General features: G+C 62.7%; 23 protein-coding genes. 13 read left to right on the top strand and 10 right to left on the bottom strand.

What is annotated here, in order from left to right; genetic code table 11:
* The first annotated feature begins 5 nt into the window (after positions 1-5).
* The 3 genes from thrB (at position 6) to SynMINOS11_RS04790 (ending at position 4,619) form a co-directional block, all read left to right on the top strand.
* Entirely contained in the window at positions 6-950 is a 945-nt protein-coding gene (gene thrB / locus SynMINOS11_RS04800; protein WP_011935360.1) for a homoserine kinase, read from the top strand.
* Positions 951-1,016: 66 nt separating this feature from the next.
* Positions 1,017-2,534: an NAD(P)H-quinone oxidoreductase subunit 4 gene (locus tag SynMINOS11_RS04795; RefSeq protein WP_186550195.1), complete on the top strand. Its 1,518-nt coding sequence runs from the start codon at positions 1,017-1,019 to the stop codon at positions 2,532-2,534.
* Between the two features lie 6 nt (positions 2,535-2,540).
* Positions 2,541-4,619 carry a M3 family metallopeptidase gene (locus SynMINOS11_RS04790; protein WP_186550193.1) on the top strand — a complete coding sequence of 693 codons (2,079 nt, stop codon included), beginning with the start codon at positions 2,541-2,543 and terminating at the stop codon, positions 4,617-4,619.
* Here the strand turns inward: SynMINOS11_RS04790 and SynMINOS11_RS04785 are convergent.
* Positions 4,616-4,915 (bottom strand): MTH1187 family thiamine-binding protein, encoded by a 300-nt coding sequence (locus SynMINOS11_RS04785; RefSeq protein WP_186550191.1) that lies wholly within the window; start codon positions 4,913-4,915, stop codon positions 4,616-4,618. The two genes, SynMINOS11_RS04790 and SynMINOS11_RS04785, sit on opposite strands and share 4 nt — an antisense overlap.
* 38 nt (positions 4,916-4,953) lie before the next feature.
* Between SynMINOS11_RS04785 and SynMINOS11_RS04780 the strand changes: the two genes are divergently transcribed.
* The 3 genes from SynMINOS11_RS04780 (at position 4,954) to SynMINOS11_RS04770 (ending at position 6,428) form a co-directional block, all read left to right on the top strand.
* On the top strand, positions 4,954-5,742 hold the full coding sequence (locus SynMINOS11_RS04780) for an ABC transporter ATP-binding protein (RefSeq protein ID WP_186550189.1): 789 nt from the start codon (positions 4,954-4,956) through the stop codon (positions 5,740-5,742).
* 54 nt (positions 5,743-5,796) lie between these two features.
* Positions 5,797-6,021, top strand: coding sequence for a hypothetical protein (locus SynMINOS11_RS04775; protein ID WP_011935355.1), 225 nt, complete (start codon positions 5,797-5,799; stop codon positions 6,019-6,021).
* 242 nt (positions 6,022-6,263) lie between these two features.
* A complete protein-coding gene (locus SynMINOS11_RS04770) occupies positions 6,264-6,428 on the top strand; it encodes a hypothetical protein (protein WP_186550187.1) in 165 nt (54 codons plus the stop codon).
* Between the two features lie 206 nt (positions 6,429-6,634).
* Here SynMINOS11_RS04770 and SynMINOS11_RS04765 read toward each other — a convergent pair whose 3' ends face one another.
* Together SynMINOS11_RS04765 and SynMINOS11_RS04760 are read right to left on the bottom strand one after the other, a co-directional pair.
* The gene (locus SynMINOS11_RS04765) at positions 6,635-6,877 is read right to left on the bottom strand and encodes a hypothetical protein (protein WP_011935353.1); all 243 of its coding nucleotides are present in this window, start codon (positions 6,875-6,877) and stop codon (positions 6,635-6,637) included.
* Positions 6,878-6,992: 115 nt separating this feature from the next.
* Positions 6,993-7,253: a hypothetical protein gene (locus tag SynMINOS11_RS04760; RefSeq protein ID WP_043736744.1), complete on the bottom strand. Its 261-nt coding sequence runs from the start codon at positions 7,251-7,253 to the stop codon at positions 6,993-6,995.
* Positions 7,254-7,345: 92 nt separating this feature from the next.
* Between SynMINOS11_RS04760 and SynMINOS11_RS04755 the strand changes: the two genes are divergently transcribed.
* Together SynMINOS11_RS04755 and SynMINOS11_RS04750 are read left to right on the top strand one after the other, a co-directional pair.
* On the top strand, positions 7,346-7,525 hold the full coding sequence (locus SynMINOS11_RS04755; protein WP_011935351.1) for a hypothetical protein: 180 nt from the start codon (positions 7,346-7,348) through the stop codon (positions 7,523-7,525).
* A 42-nt stretch (positions 7,526-7,567) separates the two neighbouring features.
* Complete coding sequence (locus tag SynMINOS11_RS04750; protein ID WP_186550185.1) at positions 7,568-10,135, top strand: cyclic nucleotide-binding domain-containing protein; 2,568 nt, start codon at positions 7,568-7,570, stop codon at positions 10,133-10,135.
* Position 10,136: 1 nt separating this feature from the next.
* Here the strand turns inward: SynMINOS11_RS04750 and SynMINOS11_RS04745 are convergent, their stop codons facing one another.
* The gene (locus SynMINOS11_RS04745; RefSeq protein WP_186550183.1) at positions 10,137-10,934 is read right to left on the bottom strand and encodes a hypothetical protein; all 798 of its coding nucleotides are present in this window, start codon (positions 10,932-10,934) and stop codon (positions 10,137-10,139) included.
* A 59-nt stretch (positions 10,935-10,993) separates the two neighbouring features.
* On the opposite strand from SynMINOS11_RS04745, the gene SynMINOS11_RS04740 reads away from it, so the two are divergent.
* On the top strand, positions 10,994-11,902 hold the full coding sequence (locus SynMINOS11_RS04740) for an NAD-dependent epimerase/dehydratase family protein (RefSeq protein ID WP_186550181.1): 909 nt from the start codon (positions 10,994-10,996) through the stop codon (positions 11,900-11,902).
* Here the strand turns inward: SynMINOS11_RS04740 and SynMINOS11_RS04735 are convergent.
* On the bottom strand, positions 11,835-12,068 hold the full coding sequence (locus tag SynMINOS11_RS04735) for a hypothetical protein (RefSeq protein ID WP_011935347.1): 234 nt from the start codon (positions 12,066-12,068) through the stop codon (positions 11,835-11,837). The genes SynMINOS11_RS04740 and SynMINOS11_RS04735 overlap by 68 nt on opposite strands.
* Positions 12,069-12,178: 110 nt before the next feature.
* Here SynMINOS11_RS04735 and SynMINOS11_RS04730 point away from each other — a divergent pair, with 110 nt between their 5' ends.
* Positions 12,179-12,739, top strand: coding sequence for a WbuC family cupin fold metalloprotein (locus SynMINOS11_RS04730; protein ID WP_186550179.1), 561 nt, complete (start codon positions 12,179-12,181; stop codon positions 12,737-12,739).
* Here SynMINOS11_RS04730 and SynMINOS11_RS04725 read toward each other — a convergent pair.
* Genes SynMINOS11_RS04725 through SynMINOS11_RS04705 form a run of 5 tightly spaced genes read right to left on the bottom strand, consistent with a single transcriptional unit; the run spans position 12,660 to position 20,163 of the window.
* Positions 12,660-13,397 (bottom strand): hypothetical protein, encoded by a 738-nt coding sequence (locus SynMINOS11_RS04725; protein ID WP_186550177.1) that lies wholly within the window; start codon positions 13,395-13,397, stop codon positions 12,660-12,662. The two genes, SynMINOS11_RS04730 and SynMINOS11_RS04725, sit on opposite strands and share 80 nt — an antisense overlap.
* Complete coding sequence (gene folB / locus SynMINOS11_RS04720) at positions 13,315-13,719, bottom strand: dihydroneopterin aldolase (RefSeq protein WP_186550175.1); 405 nt, start codon at positions 13,717-13,719, stop codon at positions 13,315-13,317. Before folB ends, SynMINOS11_RS04725 begins: the two co-directional genes overlap by 83 nt.
* Positions 13,716-15,056, bottom strand: a complete 1,341-nt coding sequence (locus tag SynMINOS11_RS04715; RefSeq protein ID WP_186550173.1) for a glutamate-5-semialdehyde dehydrogenase — start codon at positions 15,054-15,056, stop codon at positions 13,716-13,718. Before SynMINOS11_RS04715 ends, folB begins: the two co-directional genes overlap by 4 nt.
* Positions 15,053-15,961 carry an ROK family protein gene (locus SynMINOS11_RS04710; RefSeq protein ID WP_186550171.1) on the bottom strand — a complete coding sequence of 303 codons (909 nt, stop codon included), beginning with the start codon at positions 15,959-15,961 and terminating at the stop codon, positions 15,053-15,055. Before SynMINOS11_RS04710 ends, SynMINOS11_RS04715 begins: the two co-directional genes overlap by 4 nt.
* Positions 15,962-15,999: 38 nt before the next feature.
* Entirely contained in the window at positions 16,000-20,163 is a 4,164-nt protein-coding gene (locus SynMINOS11_RS04705) for a translocation/assembly module TamB (RefSeq protein ID WP_186550169.1), read from the bottom strand.
* A 60-nt stretch (positions 20,164-20,223) separates the two neighbouring features.
* On the opposite strand from SynMINOS11_RS04705, the gene SynMINOS11_RS04700 reads away from it, so the two are divergent.
* The 3 genes from SynMINOS11_RS04700 to SynMINOS11_RS04690 all read left to right on the top strand — a co-directional run bounded on the left by SynMINOS11_RS04700 (position 20,224) and on the right by SynMINOS11_RS04690 (position 22,623).
* A complete protein-coding gene (locus SynMINOS11_RS04700) occupies positions 20,224-20,715 on the top strand; it encodes a Ycf51 family protein (RefSeq protein ID WP_186550167.1) in 492 nt (163 codons plus the stop codon).
* 64 nt (positions 20,716-20,779) lie between these two features.
* Positions 20,780-21,061: a hypothetical protein gene (locus tag SynMINOS11_RS04695; protein WP_011935339.1), complete on the top strand. Its 282-nt coding sequence runs from the start codon at positions 20,780-20,782 to the stop codon at positions 21,059-21,061.
* 5 nt (positions 21,062-21,066) lie between these two features.
* On the top strand, positions 21,067-22,623 hold the full coding sequence (locus tag SynMINOS11_RS04690) for a CocE/NonD family hydrolase (RefSeq protein ID WP_186550165.1): 1,557 nt from the start codon (positions 21,067-21,069) through the stop codon (positions 22,621-22,623).
* The last annotated feature ends 58 nt before the right edge of the window (positions 22,624-22,681 follow it).

The raw sequence follows: 22,681 nt of genomic DNA, 5'->3' as shown, positions 1-22,681 counted from the left end.
CACCGATGGGAAAACCGGAGATCGGCACCACCGTGGTGGTGGATGTCCCCGCGACAACCGCCAATCTCGGCCCTGGATTCGACTGCCTCGGGGCAGCGCTTGATCTGAACAACCAGTTCCAGCTCAAGGTGCTGGAGGGGGGCGCTGAACGCTTTGAGCTGATTATTGAAAGCAAAGAGGGCTCCCACCTGCGCGGCGGCCCCGACAACCTCGTTTACCGCGCTGCCCAGCGGGTTTGGCGCGAAGTGGGCATGCAGCCGATCGCCTTGGAGGCGCGGGTGCAGTTGGCCGTACCGCCAGCTCGGGGCATGGGCAGCAGTGCCACCGCCATCGTTGCGGGGCTGATGGGAGCCAATGCTCTGGCCGGCGAAGCGCTTGGCAAGGAAAAACTGCTGGAGCTTGCCATCGACATCGAAGGCCATCCCGACAATGTGGTGCCCTCGTTGCTCGGCGGGCTTTGCCTGACGGCCCAAGCCGCGTCGCGGCGCTGGCGCGTGGTGCGCTGTGAGTGGCACGAGAACGTGCAAGCGGTGGTGGCGATCCCCAGCATTCGGCTCTCCACCGCCGATGCCCGCCGGGCCATGCCCAAGCAGATCGTGGTGCCCGACGCCGTGTCCAATTTGGGCTCGCTCACCCTGCTGCTGCAGGGTTTGCGCAGTGGCAATGGCGATCTGATCACCGATGGCATGCACGACCGGCTGCATGAGCCCTACCGCTGGCCGCTGATCCAAGGCGGCAGCGCCGTGCGCAAAGCGGCGATGGATGCTGGAGCTTGGGGCTGCGTGATCAGCGGCGCCGGACCCAGCCTGCTGGCGCTCTGCCCGCCGGACAAGGGGCGCGCCGTGGCCGAAGCCATGGAGAAGAGCTGGGAACAAGAGGGGGTGCAGACCCGCGCCTTGCCGTTGAAGCTGCAGAGCGGCGGTAGCCGCTGGAGACCCAAACCAAGCTGAGTAGATCTACTCACAACGCTCAGCCCTGGCTGATAGGTTGACCCGTACGTATCGCAAGCGCGTCCCGTGGATCTCAGCCTCATTGTGCTGTTACCCCTGGCTGGCGTGCTTGCCCTTGTGCTGCTGCCGGCTTCGCTGCAGAAGGCCTGCCGCTGGGTGGCCTTCACCACCCTGCTGGCCGATCTCGGTCTGATGCTGTGGTCCTTCAGCCGCCACTTTGATCCCGCCTTGGGCAGCCTGCAGTTGGTCGAGCGGATCGACTGGCTGCCAGCCATGGGGCTGCAGTGGTCGCTGGCCGCCGATGGCATTTCAGCTCCCTTGGTGCTGCTCAGTGGCTTGGTGACCTTGCTAACGGTTGCCGCCAGCTGGGATGTGGAGCGCAAACCACGGCTGTATTTCGCCCTGCTGCTGGCGCAAGCCTCCGCCCAGGCGGTGGTGTTCCTCTCGCAGGATTTCCTGCTGTTCTTCCTGGCCTGGGAACTGGAACTGGTGCCGGTGTATCTGCTGATCGCCATCTGGGGCGGCCAGCGGCGCCAATACGCCGCCACCAAATTCATCCTCTACACGGCCACCGCCTCACTGCTGATCTTGATCAGCGGCCTAGCCCTGGCCTTCCATGGCGACGGCTTCACCCTCAACTTGGCTGAGCTGGCTAGCCGCAGCTATGGCGGCAGCTTTGGCTTGCTCTGTTACTTGGGCTTCCTGATCGGTTTTGGCGTGAAGCTGCCGATGTTCCCGCTTCACACCTGGCTGCCGGATGCCCACGGCGAAGCCAATGCACCGATCTCGATGCTGCTGGCGGGTGTGCTGCTGAAGATGGGCGGCTACGCGCTGATCCGCTTCAACGTGCAGATGCTGCCGGATGCGCACCTGCAGCTGGCTCCGGCGCTGATGGTGCTGGGGATAGTCAACATCGTCTGGGGGGCCCTCAACGCCTTCGCCCAAGACAACGTCAAACGCCGCATCGCCTGCAGCTCGGTGAGCCATATGGGCTTTGTGCTCCTGGGCGTTGCCGCCGTCAATGACCTCGGCCTCAGCGGCGCCATGCTGCAAATGATCAGCCACGGGCTGATTGCCGCTGGCCTGTTCTTTGTCACCGGCGTCTTTTACGAGCGCACCAAAACCCTCTCGATTCCAAACATGGGCGGCTTGGCCAAGGTGCTGCCGATCACCTTTGCCCTGTTTGTGATCACCTGCTTGGCCTCCCTTGCCCTGCCCGGCATGAGTGGCTTTGTCAGCGAGATCACCGTGTTCCTTGGGATCACCAGCAACGACGCCTTCACGACGGGCTTCAGGGTGATCACCATCGTGCTGGCGGCCATCGGCCTGGTTCTCACACCGATGTATCTGCTGAGCATGTGCCGGCGGGTGTTCTTTGGACCTCGGATTCCGGCGCTGGCCAAATTGGGCGACATGAGCCCCAGGGAGCTCACGATTGCTCTGGTGCTGGTGGTCCCCACCTTGATGATCGGCTTCTGGCCGCAGCTGGCCACCGGCCTCTACGACGCCACTACTGACAGCATCGCTGCCCAGCTTCACAACACCGTGCAGACCGCCCTAGAACTGCCTTCTGTTTTTGGCTGATCGCCCATGGGCCAGGCCCCAGCTGCTGCGGACACCCTGCTGAAAGGGGAAGGTTTACCCGACTATCAAGCCATCACCCCAGAGGCGGTGAGCCAGGGGATGCCCTGGCTGCTGGAGCAGCTGGAGGCTGAACTGGCCCGCATTGAATCCAACCTGGGCAGCCAAGGCGACGCGCTGCGCTGGGACGATCTGATGCCGCCGATGCAACAGCTGGGGGAGCGGCTGCGCTGGAGCTGGGGTGTGGTGAACCACCTGCTGATGGTCTGCAACACCCCTGAGCTGCGCCAGGCCCACGAGCAGCAACAGGCCGCTGTGGTGCGTTTCTCCAGCCGGCTGGGCCAATCCAAAGCGATCTACCGGGCCCTCAAGCAACTGAGCGCCGACAATCAACTCACCCCCTGCCGCCGGCGCATCCTGCAGCAGGAATTGCTGGGCATGGAGCTGCGCGGGGTGGGACTCGAAGGCCCTGAGCAAGAGCGCTTCAACGCACTCACTGAAGAGCTCACAGCGTTGAGCACCCGCTTTTCCAACAACGTGCTGGATGCCACCGCCTCCTGGGAGCTGCTGCTCAGCAGCCCCGAGGAAATGGATGGCTGCCCCGACAGCCTGCGGGAATTGCTGGCTGATTCAGCCCGGCGCAAGGGCCATGAGCAGGCCACAGCGGCGGATGGTCCCTGGCTGATGGGCTTGGACTACCCGCGCTACGGCCCCTTTCTGCAACACAGCAGCCGGCGCGATCTGCGCGAAACGGTGTATCGCGGCTTCATCAGCCGCGCCGCCAGCGGCGAGCACAACAACAGCGATTTGGTGGGGCAAATCCTGGCCCTGCGTCAGCAAAAAGCTGCCTTGCTTGGCTATGGCAACTGGGCTGAAGTGAGCCTGGCCAGCAAAATGGCCCCCTCAGTGCAGGCGGTGGAAACGCTGCTGGAAGACCTGCGGGCCCCCAGCCACAGCGCGGCGCAACAGGAGCTCAAGGACCTGGAAGTCCTAGCGGGCGCTCCACTGCAGCCTTGGGATGTGAGCTACTGGTCGGAGCAGCTGCGCAGGCAGCGCTTTGATCTCGACAGCGAAGCGCTGCGCCCCTGGTTCCCCCTTCCCCAGGTGCTCGATGGCCTCTTCAACCTCTGCGGACGCCTGTTCGATATCCGCATCAACGCCGCCGATGGGGAAGCACCGATCTGGCATGAAGACGTGCGCTTTTTCCGCATCAGCGATGCCAGCAGCGGTGAACCGCTGGCCGCCTTCTACCTCGATCCGTTTAGCCGTCCGGGGAGCAAGCGCGGCGGCGCCTGGATGGACGACTGCTTAGGCCGCCACACCAGCCCCGATGGCAGCAAGGTGCTGCCGGTGGCCTATTTGATTTGCAACCAAACCCCACCCGTGGGGGAGACCCCCAGCCTGATGAGCTTTGGGGAGGTGGAAACGCTATTCCACGAGTTCGGCCACGGCCTGCAGCACATGCTCACCACCGTGGAAGAACCGGAAGCTGCCGGCATCAATGGCGTTGAGTGGGATGCCGTGGAACTGCCGAGCCAGTTCATGGAGAACTGGTGCTACGACCGCCCCACCCTCGACGGCATGGCGCGCCACTGGCAAACCGGAGAGCCCCTTCCCGAAGCCGAGCGCCAAAAGCTGCTGCAAGCCAAAACGTTCATGGCCGGGGCCGGCACCCTGCGTCAGGTGCACCTAGCGCTGACCGACTTGCGTCTTCATGAGCAATGGCGCGCCGAGGATGGCCAGAGCCCAGAGCAGTTACGCCGTCAGGTGGCTGAAAGCACCACCGTGCTGCCGCTGCTTGAGGAAGACGCCCTGCTGAGCAGCTTTGGCCACATCTTTTCGGGGGGCTACAGCGCCGGCTACTACAGCTACAAGTGGGCCGAGGTGCTCAGCGCCGATGCCTTCAGCGCCTTTGAAGATGCCGGACTGGACGATGAGCAGGCGGTGCAAGCCACCGGCCGCCGCTTCCGCGACACGGTGCTGAGCCGGGGCGGCAGCGAAGCTCCAGCGGATGTGTTTTCAGCCTTCCGCGGCCGGCCGCCTTCGGCTCAGGCTCTGCTGCGCCATTCCGGCCTCGTGGCTGCCTAGGCCAGCAGCTTCTGCACCGCGGCTGTCTTCTCTTCCAACGCTTGATCGCGGTCGGTGCGGCTGTTGATCTTGAGGCTGGTGAAGATGCGCAGTGCACCCAGCTCATGCACCACTTCATGGCAGGCCTTCACGGCATCCATCACCGGGCCCCAGTCGCCTTCGATGGCGGTGGAGTTGGGCCCCAATTGGTGCTTCAGCCCCCGCTGCAGCAGCACCTGCTGGCACGCCGCCACATAGGGAGCCAAATCGATTCCCACGCCAATGGGAACCACGCAGAGATCAACGATCACCTTCATGGCCTGCGCTCAATCAGCCGCAGCAGCATCATGAAGCCATGAGCCCAACGCCCTACCTGGAACTGGAGGGCGTTGCCGCCCACTTGGGTGAGCGGCGCGTCTTTGACAACCTCAGCCTGCGGCTCAATCTTGGTGAGCACGCTGTGGTGCTGGGTCCCAACGGGGCCGGCAAAAGTGCCCTGGTGAAACTCATCAGCCGAGAGATCTATCCGGTTGTTCAACAGGATTCGAGCCTGCGCCTGTTCGGAGATCGCACGGTGAATCTCTGGCAATTGCGTCAGCGCATCGGCCTGGTCTCCAGCGACCTCGAACGGCTCTACAACCCCAGGGTGTGCGCCAACGATGTGGTGCTCTCCGGTTGCTTTGGCTCAGTGGGCATCGGCCGCAGCCAAACCCCAACGCCAGCCATGCAGCAACGGGTGGCTGAGCTGATGGACCAGCTGGGTTTGCTGGAGCTGGCGGAAGAGCGATTTGGCCACCTCTCGGAAGGCCAGCGCCGGCGGCTGCTGATTGCCCGCGCCTCGGTGCACAAGCCCGATGTGCTGGTGCTGGATGAGCCCACCAATGCGCTGGATCTCAAGGCCCGGCATCAGTTGCTGGAGCTGATGCGCCAGCTGAGCTGCGGCGGCACCACCTTGCTGCTGGTGACCCACCAAATCGAAGCCGTGATTCCTGAGATTCAGCGTTGCGTGATGCTCAAAGCAGGGCAGTTGATGGCCGATGGCCCCTGCGATCAGGTGCTCACCAGCCCCAATCTGAGCGCCTTATTTGAAACGCCGCTGCAGCTGCTGAGCGCCAATGGTTACCGGCAAGTGCTGCCGGGCTGAGCGGAGAATCCCTCCAATGGGGGAGGCGCTCAGCGGGCCACAGCAGGGAGCCTGATGGAAGCCAGCTTTTCAGGCCAATCCATGACAGCCAGCTTTTATCCGAACCAACAAAGCAGCCGCCACGGCAAAGCAGCGATCACCATTTTTGTGAAGCCAGAAGCCAAAGCCGCCATCCGCGCTGCCCTCGCCGACGGGGGTTACGGCACCAGCTACCAAGAGGGGATCGTCAACCTGCTCAATGAGCTGCTGGACAAACAAAACAGGCAGCCGTTGCTGTGAACTCAGAGGCGCACATCCAGGGCGATCAACATCAGATAGGTCACCCCAAGGCAAGCTCCCACCACAACGATCAACGACCTGTCCTGCCTTTTAGGTTGAGACCAAGATGAGGTGATGAGACCGATCTCACTGCCTCATTGGCTACCCGACGCCAAAGACAAGCACTTCTACCCATTACAAGTTGCCGCTTTCAAGCTCTCATCGAACTAAAATAGCCAACCAATTGCCGCCCCCACCCGGCCATGCGCTTGTTCTGCATCCTGCTGCTGGTTGGTTTCACGGTGCTGGCATCGCAGAACTGGTTTGAGCACCAAGCCGCCTTGCAGCAAGCGGCAACGCTGCACAACGCATCCCTGCACAAGGTGGTGAGCATGTTCTCGCCGGCCACCGTGCCCCCCTTGGGCTAGGTCGCATTTAGCCAGCGAGCCAACGCAACAAACCCCAACAGCGTTCAGCCAGGGTTGGGCGCCGAAACACATACACCCGCCGGCCATTGAGACGCCAAGGCTGTGTGACCACTCGCCTCTCCTCCGTGAAGCACGAGAAAAGTGTGGCGATTCGAATCCCGCTGCCCTTGAGAGCAGCCTGAGAAGTCAATGACAACTCGCGGCAACTAGCCCGCGTCGAGTTGCCATGGCGTGGGGCACTCCCGCGGCGCCGACATCACGTAGTGGTTCACCCAATCACTCAGGGGCTCATCGCGGTCTTTCAACAACCGGTTAATCGCCTGCTTATCGACGCCTTCGTAGCGGTAACAGGATTGCCCCTGAAAGCAGACCGCCACCATGCCCTGCTGAGGATCAACAAACAGGGCCTCTGAAAACGCCACCGGACTACGCACTGAAATCCAGGTCATCACCTCTCCTCCAACGTCGTGCCTCCGGTCTAAGGAGTTCTTCGCGCTGGAGGGAAAACCAAAACGCAGCGTTGCGAGAGCTCACGAAACGTGATGAACCAATGCTGCGCAGCCGTTAATTGATGCGTTCGCACAGCCCGTAGCCCACATCGCAGAGATAGCGATTCCCGCGGGAATCCATCACCACCTCCTGCAGCGCCGAAACCTGCTGAGGAACTGGGGACTGCCTGGGCAGTTGCCGCACCAACTCCCCCAACACAGGCGCCACTGAACCCAGCGGGGATGCACCACCTGCCCATGGAGCTGCAGGCTGCGATCCAGCGACATTGGAGAGCGCAACACCCAGAGCCGCATTCAAGAGTGCATCGAGACCCATCCGAGACTGGCGAGAGCTGGAAACCTTATGCCGATCGGAGCGCCACTGGTGCAAAAGCCTGCTTATCAGGCTCTGCTTGCTAGGGATAAGGCATGGATTGGCTCCTGCTCCTGGTCTTCGCCAAAGCCTTCTGCATTGGCTATGGGGTGCTGTATGCCTTTGCCGCCACGGTGCACACCGGCCGGCCTTTGGTGATCACCAAAAAATCGTTGCTGGTGGCGTTTGTCAGCGGTGTTGTGTTGTTCGCTGTGCTCTACACCATCCGACGTTGAGGCCAGGGCGAGCTACCAACAGAACATGCAAGAGCTCGGTTGATGCAAGGCCTCAGTCTTTGGCCGGAGCGGCAAGCTCGCGTGGTGCGCTGGTGCCTCCTGATCGGCTGGGGGCTGCTGATTCTGTCGCTGCTCATACCGGCCCTTCAATTGCCCGAGGCCTTAGCGCCGCAATGTGATCCAGAGGCTGCCGCCTGCGTTCTGCACCGAGAGCCAGGCAATCGTCTCTTTTGGGGAGTCGTTGTTCCCTCATCGGTGTTGATGCTGGTGGTATTGAGCCACGAGCTCTGGCGCCGCATCTGCCCACTGGCGTTCCTCTCACAGCTCTTCCGCCATCTCGGTTGGCAGCGCCAGGTGCTCAACAAACAGGGCAAGCCGGTTGTGGTCAAAATCGATGCCAATTCCTGGCTCGGTCGCCATCACATCCAACTGCAATGGAGCCTGCTGATCGCCGGGCTTTGCCTGCGGTTGCTGGTGGTGAATGCCTCCCCAATCGGGCTGGCTGCGTTGCTGTTGGTCACCATCGCCGCGGCCCTGCTGGTGGGCTGGGCCTACGGAGGCAAAGCCTGGTGCCAATACTTCTGCCCCATGGGCCCTGTGCAAACCGTGATCACAGGCCAGCGCGGTGCCCTTGGCAGCACCGCCCATCTGGGCCCGCGCAGCAAAACCAGTCAGTCGACCTGCCGAACAGTGCGGCCCGATGGCAGTGAGCAAAGCGCCTGCGTGGCCTGTCAGGCGCCGTGCATCGACCTCGATGCGGAGCGGGCCTTCTGGCAACAGCTCAAGGGCAAACGCGGCCTGCGCTGGGCTTGGTATTCCTACCCCGGCCTGGTGTTGATGTTCTTTGAGTTGATGATGCAGGTGGAGGCCCATCTCGCCCCACCCAACGCCCAACTCAGCTACCTGCGCTATGGCAAGTGGGCCTTTGATGCCAGCCTCAGCAGCCGCGCCCTCGATCCACTCAACAGCCTGCTGCCGCTACCCAAGTTGCTGGCTGTTCCGTTGCTGCTGAGCCTTGGAGCTTGGCTTTCGGTGCGGGTGTTTTCAGCCATTGAAGGCCGGCTTCAACGGGGACTGACGCGAATCGGATATCCAGATCCCAGCGAGCTCGCCATCAGCCGGACACGGCTACTGGCCACCTTTTTGGCTGTGAACTCGTTTTTCTGGTTCGTGGATCCCACCCAAGGTGCGATGGGACCCCACGGCGGCCAATGGATTCGCTCGCTGGTGCTGACCGTGTCAGCCATCGTGCTGTTTCGCGGTTGGGGGCGTGATCAAGCCACCTACCGCCGGGAGAGCGCCAGCGACAGCTTGAGGCGCCAGCTCAAGGACCTGCCGGGCCTTGAGGCTGCACTCGACGGACGCCAACTGGATCAACTGCCCGCCCAGGAGGTTTTCACCCTGGCCAAGGCTCTGCCGCTCGCCCTGCGCAGCCAGATGACAACCATCTATCGGGGTGTGGTGCGCGACATGCTCGACACCGGCCGGCTTGATCAAGCTTCAGCCCTGGTGCAACTGGCCGAACTCAGGGATGCCCTGGACCTCAGCACCGACGACCACCTCGAGGTGATGCGCGTTCTCGCTGAAGAGGAACCGGCGTTGCAAGGCCTTGATCAGCGCGAACGGCAACTGGAGGAACTGCGAAGGGAAGCCTTGGCTGATGCCCTTGAGCAACTGTTGGGCGCAGCCAATGTTGAGGTGCTCAACCCTGGGCAACTGCGGCCTGAATTGCGCCAGCAACTGGAGCGCTTGCAGGCGAACTCAGGCCTAGAGGCCGAAAGTTGCCAGGCTGTGTTGAGCCGCTTTGCGCCGGAAGGAGACATTGCCCAGCAACGGCTGCAGCAGCGCTGCCAGCGCTTGACACAGGAGCTTGGTTTGCAGCGGCTGCTGGAGCAAGAAGGCCAGCGCAACGCGTTGTTCAACCCCTTAGCCGTGGCCATGGGCCTCAAGGTGGCCGCCACCTTGGAGCTGGTTCAACAGCATCGCCCAAAAGGCGAGCTCGCCGAGATGCTGCGCAACGTGAGCGCCGCTGGCTCGCTCGAGGAGGCCTTCGCCATGCTCTGGCTCGATCCCGACCCCGACACCGCCGGGTGGACGTTGATGCTGCAACGGACCTTGCAACCAGCTCAAGTGGCCATCAACAACCTCCCCCCACGCCCAGGGCTTGGCAGCTCACCTTTTCTGCAAGCGCAATTGGCAGCTGAACCGGAAGCGGCTCACCCCGCCTTGGTGCATCTGGCGGCTTCAACCAGCTTTGCCGACCTGCCACCAGCAGGACTGATCTGGGTGCTGAACAACAGCAGCCTGCGCCATGCCACAGCGGGAGAACTGCTGAGACGCTCTGGGGAGCCCAGTTCTGCCCTACTGCTGATTTTGCAAGGAGGCGCCGTGGTGCAATCCAAAAGCGACCAGCAGCAGCTTGGGCCAGATCAAACCATTGACGCCCAAGCCCTGATGCGCCAAGAAGCCAGCAATGATTCCGTCGTCGCCGGGAGCCAGGGAGCCGAGTTGTTGGTGTTTCCCAAAGAGGCGTTCGAGGCGTTGATGCAGCGCTCCAATCAATTCACCTGCGCTCTGTTGCGCCAACTCTCAGGCCAAGCCGGCGGTTGATTTAGGCCTCAAACGTTGCGGGGAACAAGCGCCGCTCCCAGCACTGCAGCTTGTGCTGTTGGTCAAACACGATGCTGAGTTGTTGAAAGCGCGACGGCTGCAGGCAACCCACCTCCAGGTGAAATCCAGCGCTCGGCAACCGCTCAGGAACACCACACACCAAGCCATCGGCGAACACACCACACACCTCCGATTGAAGGAAAGGTTGGGGATCCCACGTGATCGGCTCTGGCGCTGATGGCTGGCCAGAGAGCCCGGGTTGGGGGCGAAAACGTTCCACCACACCAGAGCAACCCTGCAACGGCGCCAATAACGCTTCGATCGAACTGGCCTGGGGCCTTGCCGGTTCCCTCTCATCACTCAGCTGGCAGCGAAACGCCACCGCACCAATGGCATTGAGGCGCCAATCGCTGCCATCCGGCTTCCAAAGCAGCACCAGCATCGAGCGGGAGCGGCCATGGAAGAGATTGATTTCATGGCCAAAGCGGGGTAGGTCAGCGGGAACCTCAAGGCTCGACTGCCCTCCAGCCGCTTCAAATTGCCAGCAGGCCCCTGAGCCGTTGTAGGTGGATCGGCTCAAGGGGTATTGCGCTGCGCCACCAGGAGCTAATAACAACCCCGTGCCATCCCATAGCCCGGTATCGGCATCCTCAAAGCTGATGGCATAGCGGGTGTCATCCACCACGGTGGTGGGCTGATCCAGGCTCAGCTCGCCGTCGTCTTGACGGACATACCACTGGCTCTTGCCTTGCCAGACCCCCTCAAAGTTGAGGCGATTGCGTTCCCACTGATCCGTCATCAACGGCGCTCCAGATCTGAACGACCTGATTAGGGTCTCAGCGGCAGCTCGAAACGACAATGCGCCTGAGCCTGGTGGGCTGCGGCTATGTGGGCCAAGCCATCGCCCAACAACTGCAGGGCCGAGCTGATCTCGAGCTCACGGTGACCACCACCAGCGAAGAGCGCCGCGGCGAGCTCAGCGCCATGGCCGATCAGGTGTTGGTGATCTCAGCTGATGATCCCAATGGCCTTCTGGCCGCCCTCAAAGGCAGTGATGCCGCCATCTTCTGCCTGGGCCCCAAGGGCAACCGCCAAGTGGATGCCGCCGGCTACCGCCGTACCTTCAACGACAGCTTTCGCTGCTTGGAGCAGCTGCTCCCGAAGCTACCGGTGCTGCAGCAGATCATCTACACCGGCAGTTGCTCGATTTACGGAGATGCCAGCGGTGGGTGGGTCGATGAATCCACCACCGCTCAACCGCGTGATGAACACGGTGCTGTGTTGCTGGAAGCCGAACGCCAGTTGCTGGCCATCGGCAGCCCACAGCGGCGGGTGTGCATCCTGCGTCTTGGGGCGCTCTATGGCCCGCAACGGGAGTTCGAGCAGCGCTTTGCCCGCCTGGCCGGCAGCACCCAACCCGGCCGAGGCGAGCGTTTCACCAATTGGGTCCACCGCGACGATGCCGCCGCCGCAGCCATCGCTGCACTCGATGGCCACTGGCACGGAATCGTCAACGTGGTGGACGATGCTCCGGTGCCTCTCGCCGAGTTACTGAACGCGAGCCTGGCCAAGGCCGGACTCGCACCGATCACATGGCAGCCGGCCAGCGAGCCGGGCAACCCGGGGCTGAACCGCCGCATCAGCAATCGCTTGTTGAAATCGAAGAGCTTTGAGATGAACCACCCCCGCATTGCACTGCTTAGTGGGGATGGCGCACCCCAGCGCGAACCAACATCCACAGCAAAGCCAACATCACCACAACGGTGACGACGACATAAGGGATGAACACGGCACTGGCTGCCGCCTCACACACCTTGAAAATCTCAGCCAGGAACCACGCCGTTCCCACCACCCAAAGGGTGATCAAGACGATGGAGGAGAACCGCTCAGCGGAGTTGGCTTTTCCCCAGAGGCTGGCCAAAGCACCCTTCATTGGATTGATGGCGATGCGTTGAAAACGTAATCAGCGGATCTCGCCCCTCCAAGGGCTGCTCCAGAAGGTTTCAGGCTCTTAGACAATGGAGTTACTTTGCCCGCCATGCCATGGCCCCTGAGGCCGTAGCTCGAATCACGGAGAGCCTGTTCGCGCAGGTGGCTCAACGCGCTGCAGCCAGCCCAAGGCGACGCAAAAACCACAACCTGCACCAAGAAAGTGATCTGGTGCAGCGCTTCCTCAACGTGCTGCAACCGGGCACCTATGTTCGCCCCCATCGTCATCGGCGCGAACAGGCCGGGGCCGGTTTTGAGTGTTTTGTGGTGCTGCAAGGCAGTGTTGGCCTGTTGGTGTTGAACAGCGCAGGCGAGGTCTTGCAGCGCGAACGGCTCGAAGCCAGCGGTGAGGTGCGCGGCGTGCAACTGGCCGAAGGGCTGTTCCACACGCTGGTGGCGCTGGACGCTGACTCGGTGATGTTTGAGATCAAGCAGGGGCCCTATGAGCCCCTAGCCGACAAAGATTTCCTGGCGGCTTTCCCGCTGGAGGGAACGCTAGAGGCCATAGAGCAGGAACGGCTCTGGCGTTCTCTCTTCAATGGGGAACACGGCGATGAAACCGGCCCAGCACCAGGGCAATCAAAATCGCCACATACATCTGCCCCGTCAGCGTGATCGTGAAGGCGGCCGCTTGCGCCGCCAAATTGGAGCTCACCAGGGCACCTGAGCCCACGGTGGTGAGCAACTCAAGGGACGCCATGGTGAGCGTGGCATCGGGGGGAGAGGGCAGCCCTCCAAAGGCCACCGGATGGAGCAGAAACAAGGTGTTGAGCAGCACCCCACCCAACAAACCAATCAGCACATAGCCAGCCGCGGCACCCATCAAGACCGACGTTGTGACAAACGGCTCACGGATTAACGACCGCACCAGCCGCACCTGGACCAGCCCGAAAAAGAGCACAAACAACACAAAGCGCAGCAGCGCCAGGCTCCCGATCCAGGGAACTGGCATGGCCGCGGCAGCGCTCCCATGGCGGGACATGATCCACAGCAACTCAACCAACAACGAGCAGCCACCAAGGGCGTAGACCAAGCGCCGACCAGAGCGCAGCACAGAGAGGTGAACCACCAGGTTGAGAAAGAACACCTCCAGCGCGACGGCACCCAGATCAATGATCAGCGGGAAGCGCTGGGAGAAGGGAATCAACCAAATCAGCACCAGCTCCAACAGGAGCAGATTCCGGTAAGCCTTATGACGCCGGCGAATCTTGGCGATATCCCATCGCTGCTGATGCATCCCCATGACGCTGGCGCTGTACTGCCACCGTGCCATCAAATCCAGGAATTGGCGCCGCTAACTTCCGCAACTCCAGGCCCATGGAGATCGCTCCATAGCGCTGTTGCAGCAAATCGAGAACGCGCTCAGAAAAATGCTCCAGCGTTTGGCACCGCAACGACGCGGTGAGCTCGCGAATCAAGGCAACGGCTTCGGCGTAATCGAGGGTGTCGGCTAATTCATCGCTGCGGCCAGCCGGTTGCAGGTCATGGGCGAGCCAAAAATCAAGGGAAAACCATTGGCCCAATTGGCGTTCTTGCTCCAGCACGCCCACGTGGGCCCACAGCCGCAGGTCCCGAACAACAATGCGATCGCTCACAACGGCAGATTTTGGTGGGTGAACTGGCGCGCCCCACTGGCGTAATCAGCAGCGATGTGGCCATCACCGCGCAGGCGGTAGCGGTAGGTGACCAAGCCTTCCAAACCCACGGGCCCCCGGGGCGGCAGTGTCTGGGTGCTGATGCCCACCTCAGCGCCAAAGCCATAACGAAAACCATCGGCAAAGCGCGATGAGCAGTTTTGATACACCCCAGCGCTATCGACCCGAGCCAAAAAGCGCTCGGCCGTCTCGGTGTTAGTGGTGCAGATCACCTCGGTGTGGCGCGAGCTGTAGCGGGCGATGTGCTCCAACGCCTCATCCATCGAGTCCACCACGCGAATGCTGAGCACCAGATCGAGATACTCCGTGGCCCAGTCGTCATCGCTGGCGGATTGACTCACCCCAAGCGCCATCGCAGCCCCATCGCCTCGCAATTCCACCTCTGCCTGGGCAAAAGCGGGCAGTGCCGCGGCCAGAAAAGCTGGGGCGATCTCCTTGTGAAGCAGCAGCGTTTCGATGGCATTGCAGGCCGCTGGGTATTGCGCCTTGCTATCGACCGCCACCGCAACGGCCTGATCCAGATCCACCTGGCGATCCACATAGAGATGGCAAATGCCATCGGCATGCCCCAACACGGGGATGCGGGTGTTGTCCTGGATGAATTGCACCAGGGCATTGGACCCCCTTGGGATGATCAGATCCACCAGCCCATCGAGCTTGAGCAGCGCCAAGCTTTCTTCGCGGCTGGTGAGCAGCGTCAACACATCGGGGTGCACAGCCGAGCGGGCAAGGCCTTGCTGCAGAGCCGCAAGGATTGCGCTGCAACTGCGGTTGGCCTCGCGCCCGCCTTTCAAGATGGCGCCATTACCCGAGCGAATCGCCAACGCGGCAATCTGCATCACAGCATCAGGACGGGCCTCAAAAATCACCCCCACGACACCAAGGGGAACGCTGATGCGCTCGAGCACGAGCCCCTCATCCAGCGCCCGGTGCAGTTGGCGTTGCGCCAATGGGTCGGGCAGCTGGGCCAACTGGCGGATGCCAGCAATGGCCCCATCGAGCTTGGTGGGATCGAGCTTGAGCCGCGACAGCAGGGCTGGGGCTAGCTGTTCCTGCTCGGCTGCCTGAAGGTCCTCCTGGTTGGCCAACAAGATCGCCTGACGCTGCTGCTCGAGGGCATCGGCCATCGCCCGCAGGGCCTCCTGGCGCTGCTGATCGGAGCACTGGGCCAGATCAATGGCATGGCGCCTCAGGCTCGAAGCACGGGCCAGCAGTTCAGGGGAGGGATCGGGAACAGCCTGATTCAACGCCTGGGCAGGGGGACTGCCATGCATCATCCCTGGCGGCCTGGCAGACGCTCCAACGCCAAGCGAGCCGCGCCCAAGCGGCCAGCCCCATTGCCCAAGCTGGCCGGTGCAATCACCAGATCCTGGCGGCTTGGAGCCAGCACACGGCGCTCCACCTCCTGCTGAAGACTGCCGGCAAAAAAGGGAAATGCAGCGCTGAGGCCGCCCCCCAACAACACGCGCTCGGGGGTGAAGGCATAGACCAACGAGCTGATGCCGCAGCCCAAAAGCTGGCCATAGCGCTGCCAAGCCTCAAGGGCTTCCGCATCGCCGTGTGTGGCGCGCCTGGAGAGCTCATCGGGGGGGCAGCCAGCCCAACGGGTGAGGGCACCAATGCTGCAAAAAGTCTCGATCGAACCGTTGTTGCCGCTGTTGCATGGCGGGCCTGCCGGATCCAGGCCAATCAATCCAGGTTCAGCGGCAGCACCGCGGCGACCAAGAAAGAGCTGGCCGCCAAGGATGACCCCGCCACCAACGCCCGTGCCCAGGGTCAACAGCACCACGTCATCGATTCCTTTGGCGGCACCAAGCCACTGCTCACCGAGCACAGCGCAATTGCCATCGTTGGCCAACGTGACCGGGCGCTGCAGGCGTGCCTCCAGCCACTCGGCCAACGGAACGTGCTGCCAACCCGGGAGATTGATGCAGACCTGAGCCACCCGCGCGCTGCGGTCCATCGGGCCGGGCAGCCCCACACCGACCGCATCGGCTTGACGCTCTGGATCAAGCGCCTCAATGGCTTCCACCAGCGCCGTTGTGATGGCACCGGGGGCGGGTGGTTGGGGTGTCGGGCAGAGCTGCTCCGCCAAGAGCTGGCCTTCGCTATCAAAACGACCCAGCTTGAGGCCAGTGCCACCGATATCCACCCCAATCACCTGACGGTGCGGCTTCGCCATCACCACCACTCCACTGCCTCCATTAAGCCTGAGCAGGGCTAGAAGCGGAAGAACACTTGCAGCTGTCCCTGCCAGCGCCCCTGTTGGTCGAGGGCGCCCTGCACACCCAGTTTGTCGGTGGCTTGGTAGCGCAACACCGCCTCCGGTGGAATATCACTTCGATTTGGTGCCGTTAACACCGAGAAGTTGAAGCGGTCGCTCAGATCCACTCCGACCTCGGCTCCCAGCACCAGCTGGGATGGCACCCGGCCTTGATTGCGGGAGTCCTCGGCATAGGGCTCCAGGAACGCTGGGTACAGCGAAGCAGTCACCCGGTCATCAAAGAGGTTGCTGAAGCCGCTGATCAATGGCGACAGCAACGACCCGCCGAGCAAGGTGGCAATTGCCGTTCCAGCATTTCCCGTGGCCAGGCTCGCCAGGCTGTTGCCACCCAACAGGGCCACCAAGCGCTCCTGCGGCAGCGGCGGTTGGCTGCGCAAGTTCAGGGTGTCGAATGACAGGCGATCAGCAGGCCCGCTGTAGGCCACGATCACCTTGATCAAGTTGAGGCGATCCAGGTTGGAGAAGTTGCCCTGGAGCTCATTGCTGCTCACCACTTCATCGCCATCGATGCCGCCCACGCGGTCGGAGACGCGGGTGGTGAACGCCACATCCAAGTAGGGGAGCAAACCCAACGACGGCGTAAACACGGCCACGTTGACGTTGCTGGCATCGAGCTTGAGCACATTGGTCAGCAAGCTGACGCGGCCCTTGAGGAGTTTCACCACACCGGAGATGCGCACATCAGGACCTGCTGGGCCGTTGAAAGTGAGCAAGCCTCCAGTGAGAAATTCCGCCACCGGTGGCGCTGCAATCCGCAGCTGAGGGCCCAAGGCAACGCGCAAGTTGCGGAAGCTCAGCGGCCCAAAGGTGGGCACCCGCCGGCGCACGGCAGCGCCATCGGCTGATTCCACCCGGGGCCCTCTAACCACAACGGGCTGCTGGAAATCCCAAGAAGCTTCCGGCACCGCTTGATCGACAGGTACCGACGGTCCACCAGCGGAGCTGAGCTCACTGGGGGACACCGTGATCGAACCTTGACTGAGCTTGACCTCGCCCCCCAAGGCCGGCTGGCGCAAGCTGCCTTGCAGCTTCAACGAGCCATCCACCTGCAGACGTGCATCGGGCCTACGGATGGGGAAAGCCTTGATCGTGAAATTCAGGCCAGGTTCGCCGCCCTCTTGGCGGAAGGCCAAGTTGCCTTGCCCATTGATGGATCCTTCCCCTGAGCGAGCCGTGAAGCGCTCCAGCTGCAATTGCTGGAAATCAAAAAACGCTGTGGCCTTCACGGCCTCGACGCTTTGACCAGCCACGACGAAAGCAGCATCACCAACCCGCAGAAAGCCGTTGACGATGGGATTGGCGAGCGTGCCGCGGGCTAACAACTGCAGGTCGATGCTTCCCTGCTGCCACTGCAGCTGTCCACCAGCCAAGGCGGTGAGGAACACCAAGCCATCACCGCGGCTGGAGGCGCGCAGCTCAAAGCCATCCTCCACCGGGTCCAAAGGCACTTGGCCAGCCAAATCAACCGTGTTTTTCGACTCGCCCCCCTGCAGGGAGAGATCCACATCCAACTCGCGTCCATCGAGAGACAGCCGGCCGCGTTTCAAGTTCAAGGGCTGACCAGCGAGCGTGGCCTGCTGCAGCGCTAGATCCAAATCGAGGGTTGGCAGCCCATCACCAATCCGCCAGTTGCCGCTGCCGCGCAGGGCACCGCGAAGGCCTGCAGGCACCGGCGTGAGCAAAGCCAAAAAGCCGAGGGGCAATCCGGCAAAACTGAATGAGCCATCACCGGTGCCAAGCGGGCCGTTGACTTCGGCAACAAACGGCTCCAACTGCAACGCCGTATCGCGATCCTCGCCGCGCAACCAGAGGTGACCGCGCGCTGCTAGGCGCATCCAAAGAGCCGATGGCGACGCACCTTTAACGCTGAGGTCGGCATCCATCAGACCCTCAACATCGGCCAAAGGAATGCGGCCGTCATTGCCCTTGGCTGGACGCTCAATGGCAAGACGCTCTTGGGCTTGCTGCAGCGCCTTGATCTGGGCATCCAAGCTGGTACCGAGGGTGTCGATGGCAAAGCTGCCGAGATCACTGGCACGACCATCGGGGCGTTGGGCCGCCGGACGCCGCAAGTCTTGAAGCAACCTCAAGACCCCTCCGGGCTGAAGCTTGCGCGCCTCGGCTTGCAAGTTCAGTGGGCCATTCCAGGCGCCGCGGCTGCTCAACTGCACCGAACCACTGCCTTGGGGCAGCACCTCAGCGCTGAAGTCAAAGCCCGGGTAACGCAACACGCCGCTGAGCTGCAGCTGACGGCCCTTGATCCAAGCCAAGGCTGGATCGCTCACGCTGGCCTGGCCTTGCAAGAACAGCGGATCGAGGCCAAGGCGGCCATTGCCTTCGAGCACGCCATTGAGCGGCAAGGGGCGATTACCGCGCAAACCCAAGTGCAGCGGAGCCAAAGCCCACTGCCGCGCCGCCCAGCGATAGGCACCGCCACTGGGAACCACGCTGATCGTTCCATCGCCTTTCACCGCCTGCAGCGACTGCAAACGGTTGTCCTTCAAACGGGCCACCACCTGCGTGCTGGCTGATGACAAGCGCAAGGAGCCCGGTTGCCAGCTGCCCTGCCACAACTCAGGGGCTTGCAGGCCGGCAACGCTGGGTTGCAGCAGGCTGAAGCGGGCCGCAACCTTGGGCTGATTGGGCTTGCCCTCCACCGTCAAGCTGCCAGCGAATTCACCGCCCAAGTCGGGATCGAGGGTCTGCAAGGGCAGATCCTGGACGCTCAATTCGGCCTTGATTCCAGCGGCTGACCAACGCCCTTGCAGCTCCACAGGGCTGAGGTCATCCAAACGGGCATCGCCCTTGAACAACAAAGCATTGGCTTCACGCTGGATGGCGAGCTTCAGGGGCTTGATGGCCACGGGCGGAGCTGCGCTATTCAGCCGTTTCAGCTCCAGTTGGCTGTCGAGCGCCAGCAAGGGATCGCCGTTACCCCAGCGGGCATCGACTGTTCCGTTTAAGCCAAAGGAGCCAACAGCACTGTTGAGTTCAGGAGCGTCAAGCTGCAACTGCCAAAGACCATCTCTGCCCTGGCCGCGAACGACCAGGGGCTGACCGTCCAGCCCCAACCAGCTGGGATCCAGCCGCAAGCTGTTGAGTTTGAGCTCCAGATCTGGCCGTAATTCACCCTTGGCCAGTAGCCGGGAGGTACCTGAGCGCACCCGCAGGCGCTGCAGGCTGAGGCGCTGCCAAGGGGCCCCACGCCACAAGACTTTGGCGGCCGCATCACCGCGGCGATCAGCCCAGCGCCAGGGACTGGTCTTCAGCTCCAGGCTGGTTCCGCCACAGCGCCAACGCTGCTGCGGACTACTGAACGCACCAATACGGAGCTGCTTGAGCTGCAAAGGCCCTTGGCAGCGCCATTGCTGGCCTTGACGGTTGAGCCGCAAGGAACCCGAGGCTTCACCTGAGCTGATCTGGCTAGGCCAGGCCTCCGCCAGGCTGCCCAGAGCTGGCAAGGACAGGCGCCGCAGCTGCAGACGCAGATCCAGAGCAGGCCGCCTGCCCCAGCTGTTTTGCACCCGCATGGCCAGCTGGGTTTGGCGCGGGCCTAAGCCCTTGGGCCGAAAGGCACCACCAAAGCGGAATTGCTGGCTGGCCAAGTTCAGATCGAGGCGGCCACCGGTGAAGCGCCAGGGCCGAGCGCCACCAATGCTGAATTGCGCCGCATCAAGAAGCTGGAGCTTCAAGCGCAGCCGCGGCGGCGCTTGGCCGGCGAGTTGGGGGAACGTCCACAGGCGCCCTTGGGCATTGCGCTGCAGCTGCAGCTGCAAATTGCCAAGTCCGATTTGGGCCACAGCACTGCCCTGGCGCACGCTGCTGATCAGATCTGGCAGCAGGGTCAGGCGCTCAACCGACATCTGCGAGCCATCTGAGGCGGAGGGCAAGACGCGCGTGGGCCCAAATTCCAAGCCCTGCAGCCCAAACCCCAGCAGGGGGCCGAGCTCAACGGGATGGTTCAGACCAGCGCTGAGTTGCTTTTCAAGCCAGTTGTGAAAGCCCTCGGCATCCCAACGCGGCTGGGTTGAGCAACCGGCAAGCGTCAGCAGCGCCGCGCTCGAGAGGGGAAGAAGCACACGCCGGATCGATCGCCCCATGCCCGACGGCGCTTTTTGTCCGGAGTCGGCGCAATATAGGTTCGTTTGCCCGGACGCTCCATGGTGGCTGATCCATTGCTGTTAAAGGCCGGTAGCTGGCTGGCGATTGCCGGAGGTGTGCTGCTGGTCCTGACCGTGCTGGCCTTTGTGATGGGTTGGGGGGTGCGCTTTCGCTTGGTTGGGGTGAGCAGCTTCACGCTGCTGCTGGCAGCAGGTTGCGGCGCCTTTGCCATCAGCTACAGCCCCCGCAGCAGCATTGAGGGCGCCCTGGTGGTGCCGGTGGTGTTCGACAACGGCAGCAATTTGGTGGTGGCCGCCGCCGGGGCTGATTTCCCCCTGGAAGCAGCCGGCCCGAGCGCGGAGCAGGTGGCCAGCAATCTGCGGGGCGGCGGCCGCAACAGCAGCGATGGCCTGGTGCATGTGCGGCTGCGTCAGCTGCAAGCCCAAAGCAATGGCAGCAGCAAGCCCACCGTGCTGGCAGAAGCCACCAAAGACCTGCGCAGCGGCGAGGTGACCCTGGTCCAACCTGCGACGGGTCGGACCAGGAACTGACACCGTCAAGCCCCCCAAGGTGTTTTCTGACGACTGAAATAAAAACAGCCGAACCGGGTTCTCGATGCTGCAACGCCGCCATCTTCAACTGGTGTTGGGCTTGGCTGCCTGTTTCAGCTTGGGCAGCGCCAACGCTGCAGCAAGCCAGCTGCTCGAGACCGTGAAACAAAACAAGCAGCTGGCCACCCAGCTCTGCGGTCAGTTCCGCAAGCTCAATGCCAGCGGCCAGAAAGCCCATGATCCGGCAGCCATTCAGGCCACCGCCGCTCAGCAAGGCTTGAGCCCATTGGATGCTGAAATTCTCACCACCTATGTGGTGGGCATGTATTGCCCTGACGTGCGCTGATTGCCGTGATCGGCTCCCCCGTTTCCCTGCCGCTGCGGGACGGGGTTGAACTCAGTGGCCTGCTTTGGACGCCTAACGGCCCTGGCCCTTTTCCAGCCCTTTTGATGCGACAGCCCTATGGGGCGCGCATCGCTTCAACCGTGGTCTACGCCCACCCCAGCTGGTACGCCCAGCAGGGGTATTTGGTGTTGGTGCTTGATGTGCGCGGACGCGGCGACTCGGGCGGCGAGTTCAGCGGATTTGCCAGCGAAGCCACAGACGGCGATGACGCTCTGGCCTGGCTTAAAGCACACCCGCTCTGCAATGGCCGGGTAGGCAGCTACGGCTTTAGCTACCAAGGACTCACCCAACTGCTCGGCACAGATACCAACCTGCAACCCGATGCCCTAGCCCCAGCGATGTGTGGGCTCGATGAGCGCCTGCATTGGGCCAGCGAGGGAGGAGCGCATTGGTGGGTGCTGTCGCTGAGCTGGGGGTTGCAATTGGCTGCCGAAAGCTGCCGGCGCCGCGGTGATCAACACGCCTGGCAGGCCATCAAAGATTGCCTGGCGGGCGCCCAGCAGAGCCGCCATGGCCTGGCGCTGCTCAAGCAGCACGACTCCAACAACCCCGTGCTGCAGTGGCTGCAAAACGACCCCAGCCAAGCGGCGGAGTGGGCATGCCACCAGCCAAACCCCGAACGCTTACGCAGGCCGATGCAACTGCTGGAGGGCTGGTGCGACCCCTACCTGCGTGGCGGCCTCGATCTCTGGCAGCAAGCGCTGAAGTGCGGCGGATCGCCTGAGCTGATCATTGGCCCCTGGAGCCACCTCAGCTGGGACCGCCGCGTTGGCAGCTGTGACATGGGGCCTGAAGCCTGCGGCCGCGTTGACCAATGGCAGCTGGCCTTTTTTGATCAGCACCTGCGCGGCCAAAGCAGGCCAGAGCAGCCCAGCTGCTGGGCCTACGACCTGCTCAGCCACCACTGGAAGCGGAGGGATCCACGCCTCAGCCCAGATCTGCAGTGGGGCCTAAGCAGCCATGGGCTCGCCGCCAGCTGCAGCGATGAAGGGGAACTCAAAGCGCAGCAAAGCGGCCATGGCCAACTGGTGTGGGTGCATGACCCCTGGCGCGCGGTGCCCGGACGCGGGGGGCATTTGGGGCTCGATGCGGGCCTATGCGATCGCGCTGATCTTGATGGGCGCGCTGATGTGGCTTGTTTCACAACGGCTGCGCTGCAGCAACCACTGGAGCTCTGGGGTCAATTTGAGCTGCTGCTGAGCATCCGCTCGGATCAACACAGCTTTGATCTCTGCGGGGCGATCTCGGTGCTGCGGGCTGGCCAATCCCAGGTGCTGCAGCTCTGCACTGGGGTTCTGCGTGTTGCCAGCGACAACGGCCAAGACCGCCTGGAGCGGACGCTGAGCTTTCAACCCCTGCTCGCCTCACTCGAGACGGGCGACCGGCTGCGGCTGTCACTCGCTGGTTCGGCCTGGCCGCAGATCAGCTGCAACCCAAACATCACCACCCTGATCGCCGATTTGTCATCCAGCAGGCTGCAGCTCAACGCAATGGCTCGCTGATGAGCGGCGCACTGAGTAAATCGGTTTAGGCTCCGCCGAACAAATCAGCTCCGCCCGG

It is taken from the genome of Synechococcus sp. Minos11, assembly GCF_014279855.1.
Classification (GTDB): Bacteria; Cyanobacteriota; Cyanobacteriia; order PCC-6307; family Cyanobiaceae; genus RCC307.
The sequence above is the reverse complement of the archived record's forward strand: the minus strand, read 5'-3'. Positions and strand labels throughout refer to the sequence as shown.